The sequence below is a fragment of the Achromobacter sp. D10 genome (assembly GCF_035282245.1).
Classification (GTDB): Bacteria; Pseudomonadota; Gammaproteobacteria; order Burkholderiales; family Burkholderiaceae_B; genus Achromobacter; species Achromobacter insolitus.
Window position 1 is genome coordinate 724,930 of record NZ_JAYJLE010000002.1, and the last position, 17,661, is coordinate 742,590.

16 protein-coding genes are annotated in these 17,661 nt (G+C 65.8%); 8 read left to right on the forward strand and 8 right to left on the reverse strand.

Going from position 1 to position 17,661, the window contains the following annotated elements:
- From gsiD to VCS63_RS10200, 4 genes are all read left to right on the forward strand, one after another.
- The gene (gene gsiD / locus VCS63_RS10185) at positions 1–900 is read left to right on the forward strand and encodes a glutathione ABC transporter permease GsiD (protein WP_042792434.1); all 900 of its coding nucleotides are present in this window, start codon (positions 1–3) and stop codon (positions 898–900) included.
- A 144-nt stretch (positions 901–1,044) separates the two neighbouring features.
- Positions 1,045–2,139, forward strand: coding sequence for a P1 family peptidase (locus VCS63_RS10190; protein WP_323879587.1), 1,095 nt, complete (start codon positions 1,045–1,047; stop codon positions 2,137–2,139).
- A gap of 20 nt (positions 2,140–2,159) precedes the next feature.
- Positions 2,160–3,020, forward strand: a complete 861-nt coding sequence (locus VCS63_RS10195) for a M55 family metallopeptidase (protein ID WP_042792435.1) — start codon at positions 2,160–2,162, stop codon at positions 3,018–3,020.
- Positions 3,021–3,034: 14 nt separating this feature from the next.
- Positions 3,035–4,825: an aminopeptidase P family protein gene (locus VCS63_RS10200; RefSeq protein ID WP_323879590.1), complete on the forward strand. Its 1,791-nt coding sequence runs from the start codon at positions 3,035–3,037 to the stop codon at positions 4,823–4,825.
- 70 nt (positions 4,826–4,895) lie between these two features.
- Here the strand turns inward: VCS63_RS10200 and VCS63_RS10205 are convergent, their stop codons facing one another.
- Positions 4,896–5,897, reverse strand: a complete 1,002-nt coding sequence (locus VCS63_RS10205) for a hypothetical protein (protein WP_323879593.1) — start codon at positions 5,895–5,897, stop codon at positions 4,896–4,898.
- Between the two features lie 241 nt (positions 5,898–6,138).
- On the opposite strand from VCS63_RS10205, the gene VCS63_RS10210 reads away from it, so the two are divergent.
- From VCS63_RS10210 to ftsB, 4 genes are all read left to right on the forward strand, one after another.
- Entirely contained in the window at positions 6,139–7,791 is a 1,653-nt protein-coding gene (locus tag VCS63_RS10210; protein ID WP_063641916.1) for a CTP synthase, read from the forward strand.
- Positions 7,792–7,994: 203 nt separating this feature from the next.
- Entirely contained in the window at positions 7,995–8,279 is a 285-nt protein-coding gene (locus tag VCS63_RS10215) for a DUF1330 domain-containing protein (RefSeq protein WP_042792438.1), read from the forward strand.
- 4 nt (positions 8,280–8,283) lie between these two features.
- On the forward strand, positions 8,284–9,570 hold the full coding sequence (gene eno / locus VCS63_RS10220) for a phosphopyruvate hydratase (RefSeq protein ID WP_042792439.1): 1,287 nt from the start codon (positions 8,284–8,286) through the stop codon (positions 9,568–9,570).
- Positions 9,571–9,638: 68 nt separating this feature from the next.
- Entirely contained in the window at positions 9,639–10,052 is a 414-nt protein-coding gene (ftsB, locus tag VCS63_RS10225; RefSeq protein ID WP_063641914.1) for a cell division protein FtsB, read from the forward strand.
- A 36-nt stretch (positions 10,053–10,088) separates the two neighbouring features.
- Here the strand turns inward: ftsB and VCS63_RS10230 are convergent, their stop codons facing one another.
- From VCS63_RS10230 to VCS63_RS10260, 7 genes are all read right to left on the reverse strand, one after another.
- On the reverse strand, positions 10,089–10,823 hold the full coding sequence (locus tag VCS63_RS10230) for a pilus assembly protein (RefSeq protein ID WP_238912917.1): 735 nt from the start codon (positions 10,821–10,823) through the stop codon (positions 10,089–10,091).
- 91 nt (positions 10,824–10,914) lie between these two features.
- Positions 10,915–11,844 (reverse strand): Hsp33 family molecular chaperone HslO, encoded by a 930-nt coding sequence (gene hslO, locus VCS63_RS10235; RefSeq protein ID WP_238912918.1) that lies wholly within the window; start codon positions 11,842–11,844, stop codon positions 10,915–10,917.
- Positions 11,845–11,917: 73 nt separating this feature from the next.
- The gene (locus VCS63_RS10240; protein ID WP_042792443.1) at positions 11,918–12,439 is read right to left on the reverse strand and encodes a gamma carbonic anhydrase family protein; all 522 of its coding nucleotides are present in this window, start codon (positions 12,437–12,439) and stop codon (positions 11,918–11,920) included.
- 22 nt (positions 12,440–12,461) lie between these two features.
- Complete coding sequence (locus VCS63_RS10245; protein WP_042792444.1) at positions 12,462–14,156, reverse strand: acyl-CoA synthetase; 1,695 nt, start codon at positions 14,154–14,156, stop codon at positions 12,462–12,464.
- Between the two features lie 126 nt (positions 14,157–14,282).
- Positions 14,283–15,155, reverse strand: coding sequence for a UDP-2,3-diacylglucosamine diphosphatase (locus VCS63_RS10250; protein WP_088607571.1), 873 nt, complete (start codon positions 15,153–15,155; stop codon positions 14,283–14,285).
- 126 nt (positions 15,156–15,281) lie between these two features.
- The gene (locus VCS63_RS10255; RefSeq protein ID WP_076815776.1) at positions 15,282–16,190 is read right to left on the reverse strand and encodes a DUF2167 domain-containing protein; all 909 of its coding nucleotides are present in this window, start codon (positions 16,188–16,190) and stop codon (positions 15,282–15,284) included.
- Between the two features lie 141 nt (positions 16,191–16,331).
- Positions 16,332–16,847 carry an RDD family protein gene (locus tag VCS63_RS10260; RefSeq protein ID WP_042792446.1) on the reverse strand — a complete coding sequence of 172 codons (516 nt, stop codon included), beginning with the start codon at positions 16,845–16,847 and terminating at the stop codon, positions 16,332–16,334.
- Positions 16,848–17,661 lie beyond the last annotated feature (814 nt).

Here is a 17,661-nt window from a genome sequence, read left to right on the forward strand (position 1 = left end):
ATGAGCAATACGACACCCGCCGCGACCATCGCCGCCGCTCCCAAGAGCGACGTGCGCACGCCCGCCACCGAGTTCTGGCGCAAATTCAAGAAGCAGAAGCTCGCCGTCGGCGCGGGCATCTTCGTCCTGCTGCTGGTCGTCGTCGCGATCTTCGCGCCGTGGATCGTGCCGTTCGACCCGGAGAACTTCTTCGACTACGACGCACTGAACGCCGGACCCTCCGCGACCCACTGGCTGGGCGTGGACTCGCTGGGCCGCGACATCTTCAGCCGCATCATCATGGGCGCGCGCATTTCGCTGGCCGCGGGTTTCCTGTCGGTTGCCATGGGCGCCATCGTCGGCACCTTCATGGGCCTGATGGCAGGCTATTACGAAGGCTGGTGGGAACGCATCACGATGCGTATCTCCGACGTGCTGCTGGCGTTCCCCGGCATGCTGCTGGCCATTGGCGTGGTTGCCATCCTGGGCTCCAGCATGGTCAACGTGATCGTGGCAGTGGCCGTGTTCAGCGTGCCGGCGTTTGCCCGCCTGGTGCGCGGCAACACCCTGTCGATCAAGCAGATGACCTACGTCGAGGCCGTCAAGAGCGTGGGCGCGTCCGATTGGACCATCATCATGCGCCATATCCTGCCCGGCACGATCTCGCCCATCGTTGTGTACGGCACGATGCGTATCGGCACCTCCATCATCACCGCGGCCAGCCTGTCGTTCCTGGGCATGGGCGCGTCGCCTCCCACGCCTGAATGGGGCGCGATGCTGAACGAAGCGCGCGCCGACATGGTGATCGCTCCGCACGTGGCCATCTTCCCGGCGCTGGCGATCTTCCTGACGGTGCTGGCGTTCAACCTGCTGGGCGACGGCCTGCGCGACGCGCTCGATCCCAAGATCGATCGCAAGTAATCCTGCCGCCGGCCCTTCTCGGAGGGCCGGCGTGGAGGGCGATTTTCCGCCGCCGCCTCCGTCCGCCAAGCGCGCCATATGCGCGTGACACGGACCCCGGGCGGCGGCGTTTTGCATTCTGGAGCGTGGCAACACGTAGCGAACATGGACAAACAAGCGCTGGATATCCCTCGCATCGGCGTAATGCCGTCGGGGCCGCTGGATTCGATCTGCGACGTGGGCGAGGTTACCGTCGGCCACTGCACGCTGGCCGATGGCCCGCTGCAGACAGGCGTCACCGTCGTGCGTCCGCACGGCGGCGATCCCTATCTGGACAAGGTGCCGGCCGCCGCCACGGTGCTCAACGGCTTCGGCAAAAGCACGGGTCTGGTCCAGGTTCAGGAACTGGGCGTGCTGGAAACGCCCATCGGCCTGACGAATACCTTCGGCGTGGGCACCGTGGCCAACGCGCAGATCCGCGCGGCGGTCGCGGCCAACCCAGGCATCGGCCGGGGCATGGCCACCGTCAATCCGCTGGTCTTCGAATGCAACGATGGCTACCTGAATGACATCCAGGCGCTGGCGGTAGAAGAATCGCACTACGCCGATGCGCTGGCAGCGGCCGCCAAGCAGTTCGAGCTGGGTGCCGTGGGCGCCGGACGCGGAATGTCCTGCTTTTCGTTCAAAGGCGGCATCGGGTCAGCTTCGCGCCTGGCTTCGGTCCAGCCGGGACTGCAGTACACGGTGGGAGCGCTGGTGCTGTCCAACTTCGGTCGTCTGCCGAACCTGACGGTGGCGGGCCGGCCTTTCGGCCGCCGGCTCGCGGAACAGTTGGATCGCGGCCTGGCGCAGGCAGGCGAGAACGCCGCCATCGCGCCGGAGAAGGGCTCGATCATCCTGCTGCTGGCTACCGACGCGCCCCTGGACTCGCGCCAGCTGCGCCGCCTGTCGCTGCGGGCAGGCGCGGGACTGGCGCGCACGGGCTCGGTGTTCGGCCATGGCAGCGGCGATATCGCGCTGGCGTTTTCCACGGCCTACACGGTTCCGCAATTGCCCGAGCAGCCCATGCCGGCAATCGCCATGCTGCATGAGGCCCGCATCGATCCCTTGTTCGAAGCGGCTGCCGAGGCCTGCGAACAGGCCATTGTTTCCGCGCTGTGGCACGCCGATGGCGTGACGGGGCGCGACGGCAACCACCGCGCTTCAATGCGTGACGCGGCGCCGCAGTGGCGCCAGTGGCTGTCCGACACCGCATTCTGAATTCATCGAAGGCTGACCCCATGAAGATCCTGATTTCCACCGATATCGAAGGCGTCGCCGGCGTCTTCCATTCCGAGCAAGTCCGCGCCGGCAATGGCGAATATGAGCGCGCCCGCGCCTGGATGACCGCCGAGGCCAACGCGGCCGTGCAGGGCGCGATCGCCGGCGGCGCCGAAGAAATCCTCGTCAACGATTCGCACGGCGGCTTTCGCAACCTGCTGCCGGACGGCCTGGACGAGCGCGCCCGCCTGGTACTGGGCAAGCCGCGCTACCTCGGCATGATGGGCGGCCTGGAAGAGGGCTGCGACGCCGTCTTCATGATCGGCTACCACTCGCGTTCGCAAGGCCGCGGCATCCTGGCCCACACCATCAACAGCTTCGCGTTCGCCCGTGTATTCATCAACGGCATGGAACTGGGCGAGGCCGGGCTCTACGGCGCGCTGGCGGGCGAGATGGGCGTGCCTGTCATCCTGGGCACCGGCGACGATGCCTTCATCGAGGAAACGCGCGACACGTTTCCGGGCGCCGAATGGGTACAGACCAAAGTGGCCCATGGGCAGGGCAGCGGGGTGACTCTGTCGCCGGCCGCCTCGCGGCGCGCGATTGCGGCAGCCGCCGAAACCGCCGTGAGAAATCTCAAAGGGGGCGTTTCTGCCTTGGGGCAGGCCGGCGGCAGAAAAGGCGTACCGGTTCCTTTCCGTATTCCCGCCCCTATAGAATGCCGGTTGCAGACGCAAAGCTCGGCTCTGGCCGACCTGTTCTGCATGTGGCCCACGCTGGAACGCGTGGACGGCGTGACCCTGCGATTCACCACGGATAGCATGCAGTCGGCCGTCCGCACGCTGAACAGCCTGGCCGCCATGTCTTTCATGTTGCGCTAAGGATCCCATCCCCCATGTCTAGCACCGACGCCCGTATCGCCCAATTGCGGCAGGCCATGAGCCGCCGCGGCCTGTCCGCCTATGTCGTTCCTTCCTCGGACCCGCATCTGTCGGAGTACCTGCCAGCGCGCTGGCAAGGACGGCGCTGGCTGACCGGCTTCACGGGCTCGGTCGGCACGCTGGTGGTCACGGCGGATTTTGCCGGCCTGTGGGTGGACAGCCGCTACTGGGTACAGGCCGAGGCGCAATTGGCCGGCACTTGCGTGCAGTTGATGAAGATCGCGCTGGCCACGACGCCCGGTCACGTGGATTGGCTGGCCGCCAATACCGGGGCGGGCCAGATCATCGGAGTGGACGGGCAGGTGCTGGGCCTGGGCGCTTTCCGCGCGCTGTCGGCGGCGGCGGCTTCCGCCGGCGCCATCCTGGAGATCCGCGAGGACTTGCTGGAAGACATCTGGACGGACCGTGCCGGTCTGCCCGATGCCGCCATCTATGAACACGTCGCGCCGCAGGCCTGCGTGACCCGCGCCGACAAGCTCGCGCAGGTGCGCGAGGCCATGCGGGCGCATGGCGCCGACGTGCATTTCATCAGCACGTTGGACGACATCGCCTGGCTCTTCAACCTGCGCGGCGCGGACGTGGATTACAACCCGGTGTTCGTCGGCCACGCGCTGGTCGGCCTGGACCACGCCACGCTGTTCGTGGCCAATGGCAAGATCGACGCCGGCCTGCGCGCCGTACTGGCGGCCGATGGCGTCGAAGTGGCCGATTACGTCCAGGCGGCCGATGCCCTGGCTTCGCTGGAACTGGACCAGAAGCTGCTGATCGATCCGGCCCGTGTGACCTGCGGCGTATTCCATGCCATGGATCCGGCGGTGCCGCGCGTCGAGGCCATCAATCCGTCCACACTGCTGAAGTCCCGCAAGACCGACGCCGAATTGGCCAACGTGCGCCAGGCCATGGCGCAGGACGGCGCCGCTCTCTGTGAATTCTTCGCATGGTTCGAAGGCGCGCTGGGCAAGGAAACCATCACAGAACTGACCATCGACGAGCAGATCACCGCCGCCCGCGCACGCCGGCCGGCCTACGTCTGCCCCAGCTTTGCCACCATCGCGGGGTTCAACGCCAATGGCGCGATGCCGCACTACCGCGCCACCCCCGAGTCGCATGCCACCATTGAAGGCGACGGCCTGCTGTTGATCGACTCGGGCGGCCAGTACCTGGGCGGCACGACCGACATCACCCGCGTGGTCGCGGTGGGCACGCCCAACGCCGATCAGAAGGTCGACTTCACGCTGGTGCTCAAGGGCATGATCGCGTTGTCGCGCGCTTCGTTCCCGCGCGGCACGCCTTCGCCCATGCTGGATGCCATTGCGCGCGCGCCCATCTGGGAGGGCGGCGCGGAATACGGCCATGGCACCGGCCACGGCGTGGGTTACTTCCTGAACGTCCACGAAGGTCCGCAGGTCATTTCCTATCGCGCCGCGCCCGGCCCGCACACGGCCATGGAACCGGGCATGATCACCTCCAACGAACCGGGCATCTACCGTCCGGGCCGCTGGGGCGTGCGCATCGAAAACCTGGTCGCCAACCGTGCCTGGCTGACCTCGGAACTGGGCGAATTCCTGTGCTTTGAAACGCTGACGCTGTGCCCGATCGACACGCGCTGCATCGAGCCTTCGCTGATGCGCGCGGACGAGACCGCGTGGCTTAACGACTATCACAAGACGGTGTTCGAACGCCTGTCGCCGCTGGTCGAGGGCGAGGCGCTGGCTTGGCTGGAACGCCGTACGGCAGCGATCTGAACGGTGGCGCACGGCGCATGAAAAAGGCCGCGGGCGTGATGCCCGCGGCCTTTTCTTCTGGCCCGCCAGTTCAGGCCTGGCGCGATGGGGCGTTGGCGCCGCGGTACAAGGCAAGCTTGCCTGCCCGGCAACCCACGACCAGCAGCGCGCCGTACGCCAGCAGCAGGACGGCTACTGTCATTTGCGATTGCGCGACGCGGACCAGCTGGCTCCAGGTCATGGCTTTGATGCTCAGGTAGCCCAGGCCGATCCCCAGCCCCTGGGCGATCCAGAACGCCAGGGTGCCGTGGATCGCCGCCCGGCCAGGGCCGGCGCGGCCCGTGTCAGGCGGCAGGATTTTCAGGCAGGCCCGCGCGCAAAGCGCCAGCACGGCCGCCGGCATCACCAGATAGCCCAGCGCGTAGGCCAGTCCACCCGCCTCGGGCGATTGCGCGTGCAGGTAGCCGCCCACGATGGTCGAGGCGTTCAACTGCCAGATCAGCACGACCAGGCCGGCGATCCAGGCTGCATGCGACCTGCCATATTCCGGCCCGCCGGCGGGGCCGGCTGGCCGCACCGTCCAGGCGGCGATACGCACGACTGCCCACGCGCCGATGATGTCCGTGAGGATGGTCAGCAGCTTGATCAGTACATTCAGCGCGATCATCTTGCCGATGAAACTCTGGCCGAACCAGCCATCCAGCACATCGCGATTGGCCAGCAGCCATTCCATCAATCGGGATTGGAGGATAGCGATGCCCGCCGACGAGGTCAGCGTGAAGAGCAGCAGCAGCGAAATGAAGGTGCCGTACAGCTTGCGCGGTTCGTCCACGGCCTGGGTCGCGTGGCGCGCGAGCCAGCGGTGCATGGTGCTCCAGACGACGAGCCCGACGACCGCGAGCGTGGCGACGGTGGTGGCCGCGAACTGCGCCAGGAACTGCGGGGTGCTCAATGCTTCCCGCATGGCGGCGCTTTGGGGCAGGCCGAACCAGGCATAGCCATGGGCCAGCAGCGTGTACGTCAGCTGAATCAGGACGGCTATGAGCGCCAGGCGTCGGGCGGGCAGAGCGGAAGATGGAGCAGCGGTCATCATCGATGTAGGAAGGGGCGAGTCCCTGGGAGGTCGTGGTGTTGCGAAACAACAGTGCTGAAAAAATTAGGGATCGACCATAGCACGCGGCTCGGCCCCGCCGCGCAAGGGGATGGGCTCCGCGGCATTTGGAGTGCTGCCAAATGTTACGCCCCGGAGCTAGGGGAAAACCCAAATAACCTCCGCCGCCCGGCTATAATCCAAATTTCCCGCACGCGCCCGCTCGTCCCGGGTGCTCATTACGATGACCAAATACGTATTTGTCACCGGCGGTGTGGTGTCTTCCCTGGGCAAAGGCATCGCCGCTGCGTCGCTCGCCGCCATCCTCGAGTCGCGTGGCCTGCAAGTCACCATGCTGAAGCTCGACCCGTATATCAACGTCGATCCGGGCACGATGAGCCCGTTCCAGCATGGCGAGGTGTTCGTCACGGAAGACGGCGCCGAAACCGACCTGGACCTTGGCCACTACGAGCGCTTCATTTCGGCTCGCATGCACAAGGTGAACAACTTCACCACCGGCCAGATCTACGAATCCGTGCTCCGCAAGGAGCGCCGCGGCGACTACCTGGGCAAGACCGTCCAGGTCATTCCGCACATCACCAACGAAATCCAGGACTTCATCGCCCGCGGCGCCGAAGCCGCCTGGAACGGCAACACCGACGTCGCCATCGTTGAGATCGGCGGCACGGTCGGCGACATCGAGTCCCTGCCGTTCCTGGAGGCCGCCCGCCAGATGAGCCTGCGTATGGGGCGCAACAACGCCGCCTTCGTGCACCTGACCCTGGTGCCCTTCATCGCTTCGGCCGGCGAACTCAAGACCAAGCCGACCCAGCACTCGGTGCAGAAGCTGCGCGAAATCGGTATCTACCCGAACGTGCTCCTGTGCCGCGCCGACCGCCGCATCCCGGACGACGAGCGCGCCAAGATCTCCATGTTCTCCAACGTGCCCCTGGACGCGGTCATTTCCGTCTGGGACGCCGATTCGATCTACAAGATCCCGGCCATGCTGCACAAGCAGGGCGTGGACAACATCGTCTGCGAAGCCCTGGGCCTCACCCCGCCGCCCGCCGACCTGTCCATGTGGGACAACCTGGTCGAGGCGCTGGAACATCCGGAACACCAGCTCACCATCGGCATGGTCGGCAAGTACGTCGACCTGACTGAATCGTACAAGTCGCTGACGGAAGCCCTGGTCCACGCCGGCATCCACACGCGCTCGAAGATCAACATCGAGTACATCGACTCCGAAGACATCGAAACCCGCGGCACCGACCAGCTCAAGCACCTGGACGCCATCCTGGTTCCGGGCGGCTTCGGCAAGCGCGGCACCGAAGGCAAGATCGCGGCCATCCGCTACGCCCGTGAAAACGGTGTGCCTTACCTGGGCATCTGCCTGGGCATGCAGCTGGCGGTCATCGAGTTCGCGCGCCACGTCGCCGGCCTGGGCGGCGCCAACAGCACGGAATTCGATCCCTCGGCGCCGCACCCCGTGGTCGCCCTGATCACCGAATGGATGGACCGCGAGGGCAAGGTCGAAAAGCGCAACTCGTCGTCCGACCTGGGCGGCACGATGCGCAAGGGCGCGCAACGCGTGCCTATCAAGTCCGGCACGCGCGCTCAGGCCATCTACGGCGACGAAGTGAACGAACGTCACCGCCATCGCTACGAGGTCAATAACGTCTATGTGCCGCGCCTGGAAGAGGCCGGCATGGTGATCAGCGCCCGTACGCCGAGCGAAAACCTGCCGGAAATGATGGAATTGCCGGATCACCCGTGGTTCGTGGGCGTGCAGTTCCACCCCGAGTTCACTTCCACCCCGCGTGACGGCCACCCGTTGTTCACGAGCTATATCCGCGCCGCCATCGAGCAGAAGGCTCGCCGCGGCCAGGAGGCGTAATGCACGCCTGCGGTCTGGAGTTCCGTAAGCGGATCTTCTGGACCGCGGGCCGCTGCCTCAGCGCCACCCTGTACGGCGGCGCTTCTTTCGGATACAACCGATTAGCATCAGATATGCGTCGCCAGGCCGCCTTGCGCGACACTGGCGGCTTCGCCCTATCCGGTGCCAGACCGAAACCAACGCAACTGCTCTGAAGGAACCCCATGAGTGCCTACCTCATCGCCGACGTCTCAGTGACCAAGCCCGCGCAATACGAGGATTACAAGCGTCTGTCCACGCTCGCCATGCGCGCGTACGATGCGAAGATCCTGGTGCGTGGCGGCGAATCCAGGCACCTCGAGGGCCGTGAGCCTGGCCGTACCGTCGTCATGGAGTTCCCCTCCATGACCGCGGCCCAGGCTTTCTACGACTCCTGGCAGTACCGCCGCGCCCGCAATGCCCGCGAAGGCGCGGCCGTCATGAATATGTTTATCGTTCAGGGAATGTAAAGTCATGAGTGCAATCGTCGATATCATCGGCCGCGAGATTCTGGATTCGCGCGGCAACCCCACCGTGGAATGCGATGTGCTGCTGGAGTCCGGCGCCATGGGCCGCGCGGCCGTGCCGTCGGGCGCATCCACTGGCGCCCGCGAAGCCATCGAACTGCGCGACGGCGACAAGAGCCGTTATCTGGGCAAGGGCGTGCTGCGCGCCGTCGAGAACCTGAATACGGAAATCTCGGAAGCCTTGATGGGCCTGGACGCCCAGGAACAGACCTTCGTCGATCGCACCTTGATCGAACTGGACGGCACCGAATCCAAGGAGCGCCTGGGCGCCAACGCCATCCTGGCCGCTTCCATGGCCGTGGCCCGCGCCGCCGCCGATGAGTCCGGGCTCTCTCTGTACCGCTATTTCGGCGGCAGCGGCCCCATGAGCATGCCCGTGCCGATGATGAACGTCATCAACGGCGGCGCGCACGCCAACAACACGCTGGACCTGCAGGAACTGATGATTCTGCCGGTGGGCGCGGGCAGCTTCCGCGAAGCCCTGCGCTGGGGCGCCGAAGTCTTCCACATGCTCAAGAAGCTGATCCACGGCCAGGGCATGTCCACGGCAGTGGGCGACGAGGGCGGTTTCGCGCCCAACGTGGCCAGCCACGAAGCCGCCATCCAGCTGATCCTGAAGGCCATCACCGAAGCCGGCTACGAGCCGGGCTCACAGATCGCCTTGGGCCTGGATTGCGCCAGCTCCGAGTTCTACCGTGACGGCAAGTACACGCTGGCCGGCGAAGGCGGCATCTCGCTGTCCTCGCAGGAATTCACCAATCTGCTGGCCACCTGGTGCGACAAGTACCCGATCATCTCCATCGAAGACGGCATGGCCGAAAACGATTGGGAAGGCTGGAAGCTGCTGACCGACCAGTTGGGCAAGAAGGTGCAGTTGGTGGGCGACGACCTGTTCGTCACCAACACCAAGATCCTTCGCGAAGGCATCCAGAAGGGCGTCGCCAACTCGATCCTCATCAAGATCAACCAGATCGGCACCCTGACCGAGACTTTCGCCGCCATCGAAATGGCCAAGCGCGCCGGCTATACCGCTGTCGTGTCGCACCGTTCGGGCGAAACCGAGGACTCCACCATCGCCGACATCGCCGTGGCCACCAACGCCATGCAGATCAAGACGGGTTCGTTGTCCCGTTCGGACCGCATGGCCAAGTACAACCAGCTCCTGCGTATCGAGGAAGAGCTGGCCGAAGTCGCGTCGTACCCTGGCTTGGAAGCTTTCTACAACCTGCGTTGATGAGAAGCGCGGCTCCAGGAGTAATCCCGGGGCCGCATCCACGCCACGACTGCTGAGGGTTCCCGCGTATGCGCCTGTTGTTCCTGGTGCTGTTCGTGCTGCTAGGCCTGATCCAATACCCGCTGTGGCTGGGTAAGGGCGGGTGGTTCAAGGTCTGGGATCTGCAACGCCAGGTGGCGGAGCAACGCGAGACCAATGAAGGCCTGCGCGCGCGCAACGCCGCGCTTGAAGCGGAGGTGCGCGACCTCGAGGGTGGCTCCGGCGCCATTGAAGAGCGTGCCCGCGGCGAGCTGGGCATGATGCGCGAGGGCGAGGTGTTTGTGCACATTTTGCCGCAGAACACCCCGGCCCCGGCTGGGGGCGCGTCCCTGGCAGCGGACGCCGCGGCCAAGCCCGCCACGCCCGCGCGCGCCAGCGCGCCGGCCGCCCGCCCGGCTGCGGCCTCGCCCAGACCGGCCAATCAGACTAACGCCCGGCACTGAACGCCGGCCGCCGTTACTGTTCATTCCCCATTTTGTTCAGCCGCAGCGCAAGCTGCGGCACCCGCCGTATACGATGCCGTCGGGCTGTGGAGTCCTGCGCGCCCAATCCACGGGGTGCGAGTGCATCTCCGTTTCCAGTTCCATGCGCATGGGCAGCAGGCCTTTTGCCTGCGCGTTGCCCGCATAGCTGTTGCCGTCGTGGCTTAACGCGGCAAGCAGCCCGCGCAAGGGTGGCAGCAGCGGTTTGTGCAGATAGGTCAGGCGCAGTTTCAACGTGTTGGCCTGGAAGATGGTCTGGCCGGCTGGCCCCGGCGGCCGGCGCGCATGCTGCAAGTCTTGATAGTTGTTGTCGATGGCGCGCATGCCCGCCGCCGCGGGTAACTGGAGTCCTGGGCGGGCATGCTCCCGGAACGACTGCTCGTCGGGCAGCAGGACCTCGATGCGCCAGGGATGCGTGCCCGAAATGGCGCTGAGTCCCGCTAGCTGGGCTTCTAGCCGGCGCCGAGCGCCAGCCAGGCCGTGCGCCCCGACGTAGCGTGGCAGCAGGGCCTGCAAAAAGGCGGCCCGCATGCGCGCGGGGTTGCCGTGCGAGGTGGCGCCGGCGCGCCCGGCTTCCATCAGCGCCAGATAAGCCATCTGACGCACGCCTTGCCAGTGGGCCGCCTCGATCGAGAGCAGGCCCAGCAGCAGCACCAGCGTGGCCGCCACGGCGAATTCGAGGGCGGCCGCGCCGGCTTGGCGGCCGGAGGAGGCGTGAAAAAAGGCGGTCATGGCTGCGCAGTCTGGCGCAGGCATGGCCGCCTGTCGATGAGGATAATCCGGCGTGACGGAAAGGTCCTGGCGGCTGGGCCGCCAGGACCGGTCAGTGGACCGTGGGAGGAGCGTCCGAAGCGGGCGCCGCGCCGGACGAGAACAAGGTGGCGCAGTCGACGGAATCAAACTTGTAGGGCTTGCCGCAGAAATCACAGGCGACATCGACCTGGCCGCGTTCGGCCAGAATGCTGTTGACCTCTTCCTGGCCCAGGGTGCGTAGCATGCTGGCCACGCGTTCCCGGGTGCAGGGGCAGTGCCAGCGCACGGACTGGGGATCGAACGCCACCAGGGTTTCTTCCCAGAACAGGCGGTGTATGAGCGTGTCGATGTCGGTGGCCAGCAGCTCGTCCTGCTTGATGGTGCCGGCTAGCGCGCAGGCGCGGTCCCAGGTTTCGGCGGCGTTCTGCTCGGAGAGTTCCGGCGTGTCCGAACCGCCATGGTGCGGCAGGCGCTGGATCAGCATGCCTGCGGCATGTTCGGCATCGGCCGCCAGCCACAGGCGGGTGTCCAGTTGTTCAGAGGCCTTCATGTAATGTTGCAGCGCCTCGGCCACGGTGTCGCCTTCCAGCGGCACGACGCCCTGGTAGGCCTGTTGCCCCGGCAACTTGCGCTGCGGATCCAGCACCACGATGAAGCGGCCGTTGCCGCCCGGATTCAGCAGGCTTTGCATGTCGCCGCTGCTAGGCACTTCATGGCCTTCGCGCATCTTCACGGTCGCGCGCAGGCTCAGGTCGCTGCGGCACTCCACTACCAACAGGGCAATCGGGCCGTCGCCCTGGATCTGCAGTACCAACGAGCCCTCGAACTTGATGTTGGCGGCCAACAGCGTGGACGCCGCTACCAGTTCGCCCAGCAGGTGGGTGATGGCGGGGGGGTAGTCGTGATTGGCCTGTGTGGCCTTCCAGGTTGCGTCCAGGCGCACGGCCTGGATGCGGACGCTGCGGTCTTCGGTAAGGTATTTTTTGAGCTGATCAGTCATGGGGAGATGTTAGCCGATCAGCCCCGCCTATTCCCCCTGCCGTCAGCAGGGTTGGACTGCCGCCCGGGGGCGTTCAGCCGATCCGTTTCAGAGCGGTCTTGTAGTGTTGGCCCCGCGCCACGTAATGGGCGGTGTTCTTGTGCAGATTGGCGATTTCTTCGTCCGAGAGCTCGCGAACGATCTTGCCGATGCCGATGACCAGGGAATTGTCGGGAATGACACGGTCTTCGGGGATGATGGCGCCTGCCCCGATCAGGCAATTGCGGCCGATGACGGCGTTGTTCAGCACGATGGCCTGCATGCCCACGAGTGCGCCTTCATGGATGGTACAGCCGTGCAGCATGGCTTGATGACCCACGGTCACGTTGGGGCCGATGGTCATCGGACAGCCGTCGTCCACGTGCAGCACGCTGCCCTCCTGGATATTGGTGCCGCTCTTGATCAGGATGGCGTCGTTGTCGCCGCGGATCGACACGTTGGACCAGATGCTGACGCCTGCCTCCAGCGTTACGTTGCCGATGATGTCGGCGCTGTCGGCCACGTAGGCCGCCGGGTCGATGCGGGGAATCAGGTCGTCGAGCTGGTAGATGGGCATGCCTTGGTCTCCGGTTGCACTATCAGGCCTTGGGAGCCTGCAGCGCGTCTGTCTGGCCCGCGGCCGTCCGCGAGCGTTCTTCTTCGCGCAGGCGCAGGATGCGGCGCTGGATTTTACCGGTGGTCGTCATGGGCAGTTCGTCGACGAATTCGATCTCCTTCGGGTACTCATACGGAGCGAGGCGCTCGCGCACGTGCTCCTGCAGGTTCTCGATGATGTCGTTGCGATCGCGCTGCGCGAACTCGGGCGTCAGCACCACATAGGCCTTGACCAGGGCGCCGCGCTCCGCGTCCGGCTTGGGTACGACGGCGGCGTTGGCCACGGCCGGATGCCCAATGAGGCAGCTTTCGATTTCCCCGGGGCCAATCCGGTAGCCGGCGGACTTGAATACGTCATCCGCGCGACCCGCATACCAGAGGTAGCCATCGGCGTCGACCTTCGCCAGATCGCCGGTCAGGCACCAGTCGCCTTTGAACTTGGCCTGGGTGGCGGCTTCGTTGCGCCAGTAGCCCAGGAACATCACCGGGTCGGGGTAGCCATGGATATCGTGCCGGTTGACCGCGATTTCGCCGGTGCCGCCCGGTTCCACTGGCTTGCCGTCCTCGTCCAGCACCGCGACGTTGTGGCCTGGATAGGGGCGGCCCATGCTGCCCGGTTTGGCAGGCCAGCGCTTCTGGCTGTTGCCCACCACGTAGTTCATTTCCGTTTGACCGAACATTTCGTTGGGCGTCACGCCCAGCGCCGATTGGCACCATTCGAAAACGGTCTCGCCCACGCTTTCCCCGGCGCTCATGATGGAACGCAGGGCCAGCTGATAGCGGTTGCGCGGTTCCGGCACCGCTTTCATCATCATTTTGAGCGCGGTGGGGAAGAGAAACGTGTTGGTGACCTGATAGCGTTCCAGGAGCTCGAATGCGCGCTCGACCGAGAAGCGCCCGCGCGTGCCGACGATGGGATGGCCGAAGTAGAGCGTGGGCAGCAAGGCGTCCATCATGCCGCCGGTCCAGGCCCAGTCGGCGGGCGACCAGAACACGTCCGCGGGCTTGGGGAACCAGTCCTGCGACGCGACGAAGCCCGGCAGGTTGCCGATCAGCACGCTATGCGGGAGCAGGGCGCCCTTGGGTGCGCCAGTAGTGCCGGAGGTATAGAGCAGGATGGCAGGGTCCGACGAGCGGGTCTGGACCATTTTGAATTCGTTGGGCTGGCGCGCCAGCAGGCTGCGCCAGGGCAGCACGCGCTCGTCGGCAAAGCCGATGCCGATGATCTGTTGCAGGTTGGGGCAGTCGTCGCTGACGGCGAGCAGGTTGGCGCTGGATGCGTGATCGACGATGGCGACGCGGGTTTCGGAATCGCGCAGGCGGCTTTCCAGGGCTTCCGGCCCGAACAAGGCCGACAGGGGCAGCACCACGGCGCCCACGCTGTAGATGGCCATGTGGGCCACCACGGTTTCGGGGCGTTGTCCCAGCACCACACCGACGCGGTCGCCGCGGCCCACGCCCATTTTCACCAGGCCGTTGGCCAGCTGATTGGCCGCTTCCGCCAGGCGGGCATAGGTCCAGACCTCGCGGTTGCCGGATTCATCTTCGTAGTAGATGGCAATGCGCCGCGCATCCGGACTGCTGGATGCCCAGCGGTGGCAGCACGCTTCCGCGATGTTGAACTGGGTGGGTACCAGCCAGCGGAATGTTTGGTAGAGCGCCTGATATTGGTCGTTCATGGCCCTATGTTGTGAGCATGTTGCAGCGTGAACGGGTCAGTTCGCCCGTTGCCCCAGATGCAAGCATGACCTAGAGGGCCGTGAACTGCAACATCCCCGTTGCGTAACGGGGACGCATACGGGTTATCACGGGTGTTTGCTTTGGCGGCGTAGAGCAGACGGCAGGGCGGGCAGCGTCAGCGAGCGCGGTGCGCGCTTGCTTGGGTCGGCCTCGTGTTCCGCCATGACCGCGGCCCAATCCAGCAGCTGGAGCTGTCCGTCGTGTGTCTCGGCCAGGGCGGACAGGCTTTCCACCCAGTCGCCGTCATTGCAGTAGAGGATGTCGCCCACATGGCGCAGCTCGGCCTTGTGGATATGGCCGCAGACCACGCCGTCCAGACCCCGGCGCCGGGCTTCGCCGGCCAAGGCTTCCTCGAAGTCCGTAATGAAGGAGACGGCGTTCTTGACCTTGTGCTTCAGATACTGCGACAGCGACCAGTAGTGCAGCCCCAGGCGATGGCGCAGCCGGTTGAAATGATGGTTGATCCACAACGCCAACTGGTAGAGCCCGTCGCCCAGGTGGGCGAGCCAGCGGCTGTGCTGGATGACGCCGTCGAACTGGTCGCCATGCAATACCAAGAGGCGCAGCCCCTTGGCGGTGACGTGCACGTCTTCGTCCAGGATTTCGATGTCGCCAAAGGCATAACCGGCGAACTCGCGCGCGAATTCATCATGGTTGCCAGGGATGAACACCACCCGGGTGCCGTTGCGCGCCTTGCGCAGAATGCGCTGGATGACGTCGTTGTGCGCCCGAGGCCAGTGCCAGTGTTTGCGCAGTTGCCAGCCGTCGACGATATCCCCCACCAGGTAAAGGGTGTCGGAATCGTTGTGGTCCAGGAAGTCGAGAAGGAATTCCGCCTTGCACCCGGCGGTGCCCAGGTGAATATCGGAAATCCAGAGGGCGCGCCAGTGCGCGGGGCGGATTTCGGTCACGGTCGCTTTCCCAGGGGCTGTGCTCATGCCTGGGAATGAAACCATCCGGCCATGACCGGAACGTGAATGCAGTATGACGCTGTTGTGACGGCGTGTCTTGCCACCGGCGGCGGCAGGCTGCCGCCGGTGGCAAGGCGTTATTCTGCCGGGCGATCAGGACTGCTGCTGGTTGGCTTTCTTGGCGCGCAGGCGTTTCCACAGGCCGCCGCCCAGCGCGGCTGCCGCCAGCACGCCGACCTTGGCGAACTTGGCCAGGAACGCGGCGATCACGGCGAACAGGCCCAGTTTCTTGGCAGCTACGCCGGCGACCAGGGCCGCCAGTCCATACTCAGCCACCTTGTCGGTCGACGAGTCGAAGTCCGCGTAGCGTTTGCCATCGACGTAGTTCAGGTTGTCCAGCAAGGTCAGCACAGCCGTCTTATCCTTGGGCACCATGTTTTTCTGCGTGATCAGGTCCAGCGTGATGTAGCCGTCGCGGCCCAGCGCATAGGTGTTGTAGTTGACGGTGGGGTTTTCCGTCGCGCTTTCGCCCTTGTGCTTGACGGCCACCGACCACACCAGCCGCTGCGTGTTGCTGTCGTACTTCGGCGCTTCGACCCAGCCGTCCATGATCAGCTCGGGAAAACCGCGCTTCTTGCGCTCTTCGTTGGATTCTTCGGTGCCTTCGCGCAGGCTGTCCAGCAGTTCGCTGACGTTCCAGTTCTTGGCGTCGTCGTCCTTGATGTAGCCGGCTTTGTCGAAATTGACGGTGATGACCCAGTCGTCATCATCGCTCTTGGGCATCACGACGCCCAGCAGCGAAGGATCCTTGCCATTCCCATAGGCTGCCATCAGGCGGTCCGCTTGCAGTCGCGGCACGAAGAACATCGATTCCGGCAGGCGTACAACGGCCTGGTCGCCCAGCTTGACGTCCGCGGGCCCTACCTGGGCGGCTGCGAAAGCGGCTTTCGTAGCTGCCTCGATTTCCTGTTGGGCCGCCGCATTCTGTGCATAGGCGCCGGCGGGCAGCAGGAACAGGGCGCTGGCGGCGGCCAGCGCAACTCGGGAAATGAAAGCGCGCATGATGGATTCTGAGGCGTCTGAAAAAAAGGGGCCCCATTGTCTTTGCGGTCGACTTTCAACTTTCTGAAAGCAAACAGCTAATTCGCCGCACGATGTTGCTGTTTGTCGCAGGATGTGTATGAGCCGGAAGCCGGATCACATCTAGCGGCCTTTCTTGCGTTGCGGCGCGTTGCGCAGGCGCGTGCCCAGGATGCGGTCGTGCAGGAACTGGCCGTCGGGATCAAACCAGGACCAGATGAAGATGGTGAAAGGCGCGGCGACGATGAACATGTCCATCGAAGGCCAGCCGGTGGCGCTGGCGGCTGCCCAGACCAGGGCTGCTCCGGCCAGGACCAGGGGCCAGGCGAGCACGTACCGCAGGACCAACCGGCCCGTGGACGGGGTGTTGCCGTCGCGGTCGACCAGACGGATGTTCCAGGTTTTCATGGGTAGCGTCTGGCCGCGGCGGCGCCAGCACAGAACGAAATACGCCCCAATGGCAAAGAACAACCATGCCTGCCGGGCACCGCGCAGTTCCAGCGCGTTTTTGCTCTGTGTGAGAGTGTCCAGGAGGTAGCCCGACAGAAACACCACGCCGAACAGCAGCACGGCTTCGTACATCATGCAGGCGAACCGGCGCAGCCGGTTGGGGGTCTGGTCGAGGAGGGCGTCGGTCATGGACGCGTATTATGCCCGGGAATGCCGGGCCTTCCCAAGGCGGGCCAGCCCCCTTGGGGGCAGCAAGCGCGCAACGCGCGCGCAGTCCGCCGGAGCGCTTGTTTGGTCCCCGCTAGAACAGCCGGCCCGCCGCCGGGCCGCCCCAAGGCGGGCCAGCCCCCTCGGGGGGCAGCAAGCGCGCAACGCGGAGCGGCTGTTGGTCCGGGCTAGAACAGCCGGCCCGCCGCCGGGCCGCCCCAAGGCGGGCCAGCCCCCTCGGGGGGCAGCAAGCGCGCAACGCGCGCGCAGCGTGGGGGCAAAAGCAACGCGCGCGCAGTCCGCCGGAGCGCTTGTTCGGTCCCCGCTAGAACAGCCGGCCCGCCGCCGGGCCGCCCCAAGGCGGGCCAGCCCCCTCGGGGGGCAGCAAGCGCGCAACGCGGAGCGGCTGTTGGTCCGGGCTAGAACAGCCGGCCCGCCGCCGGGCCGCCCCAAGGCGGGCCAGCCCCCTCGGGGGGCAGCAAGCGCGCAACGCGGAGCGGCTGTTGGTCCGGGCTAGAACAGCCGGCCCGCCGCCGGGCCGCCCCAAGGCGGGCCAGCCCCCTCGGGGGGCAGCAAGCGCGCAACGCGGAGCGGCTGTTGGTCCGGGCTAGAACAGCCGGCCCGCCGCCGGGCCGCCCCAAGGCGGGCCAGCCCCCTCGGGGGGCAGCAAGCGCGCAACGCGGAGCGGCTGTTGGTCCGGGCTAGAACAGCCGGCCCGCCGCCGGGCCGCCCCAAGGCGGGCCAGCCCCCTCGGGGGGCAGCAAGCGCGCAACGCGCGCGCAGCGTGGGGGCAAAA